The following is a 1,238-nucleotide window of genomic DNA, read 5'->3' as shown; positions in this document are numbered from 1 at the left end:
CAAGACCGCGCTGCATCGCTAAATACTTAGCCGAAGAATACCCATCGGAGTTTTTTCATTGGCTATTGGGTGAAGAACCTCGCGATATTCAGGTACTTAAAACCGAATTAAGTGCTGAACCAATTCACGCTGATGCTCTGAGTCTACTGCAAAGTACTAACCAAATTCTGCACCTAGAATTTCAAACCCTACCCCAATCCCAGCCACCACTACCATTTCGGATGTTAGACTACTGGGTCAGACTACAACGTAAATACCGATGTCCCATTGACCAGGTGGTGATTTTCCTCAAGTCTACGACCTCCGATCTGGTATTTACGAACGAGTTTAGGGATACTAACACCTGGCACCGTTATCGAGTAATTCGCTTGTGGGAGCAAGACCCTCAACCGCTGTTAGCCAATCGAGCGCTGTTACCCTTGGCAACTTTAGCTAGGAGTAATAGCCCTAATCGATTGTTAGAGCAAGTGGTTGCCCAAGTGGATAAAATTGAAGAAAAACCATTACGGGGAAACCTAGCAGCTTGTGTGGATGTACTGGCTGGTTTACGGTTTGATCAAGGTTTAGTTCGTCGATTATTGAGGGAGGAAATTATGGAAGAATCAGTCACCTATCAAGATATTATCCAAAAGGGAGTCCAAAAGGGACTCCAGCAGGGAATCGACCGAGGAAAGCAGGAGGAAGCCCTATTGCTTGTGATACGTCAGCTAACCCTGAGGTTAGGTTTACTTGACCCTGTGCTCCAACAGCAGATTGAGGGATTATCGATTACTCGATTGGAGGAATTGAGTGAAGCGTTGTTGGATTTTAAGACCGCAACGGATTTAGGGGTTTGGTTGGAGCACAGCTGACATTGAACTGTTAGTTTTCACCAGGATTTTTGGTGGGAAGATGATTTTGAAAAGACCTGATATAATCAGGTCTTTTTTAGATCTTATCTCAATCAGAATTGCTCGGTTAGCATAACTTGACTCAATAAACAAGATCCAGGTGCGATCAATTTTCTAGTTCAGATTCACTACACTATCTGAGATAGTGTTAACTTTAAACAATTTGCATTGGCTTACGATAATATCTGTGTCTTGATGCAGTCGCTCATGGGGGAAACCCCCAAGACCGCGCTGCATCGCTAAATACTTAGCCGAAGAATACCCATCGGAGTTTTTTCATTGGCTATTGGGTGAAGAACCTCGCGATATTCAGGTACTTAAAACCGAATTAAGTGCTGAACCAATTCA

The 1,238-nt window shown here is 43.7% G+C and carries 1 protein-coding gene; it reads left to right on the top strand.

All coding sequences use genetic code 11. From position 1 onward, the window contains the following. Positions 1–14 precede the first annotated feature (14 nt). Positions 15–851: a DUF4351 domain-containing protein gene (locus F6J94_RS33940; protein WP_293048367.1), complete on the top strand. Its 837-nt coding sequence runs from the start codon at positions 15–17 to the stop codon at positions 849–851. The last annotated feature ends 387 nt before the right edge of the window (positions 852–1,238 follow it).

Source organism: Moorena sp. SIO1F2 (assembly GCF_010672755.1).
Lineage (GTDB): Bacteria > Cyanobacteriota > Cyanobacteriia > Cyanobacteriales > Coleofasciculaceae > Moorena.
This window is presented reverse-complemented; position numbering and strand designations above follow the sequence as displayed.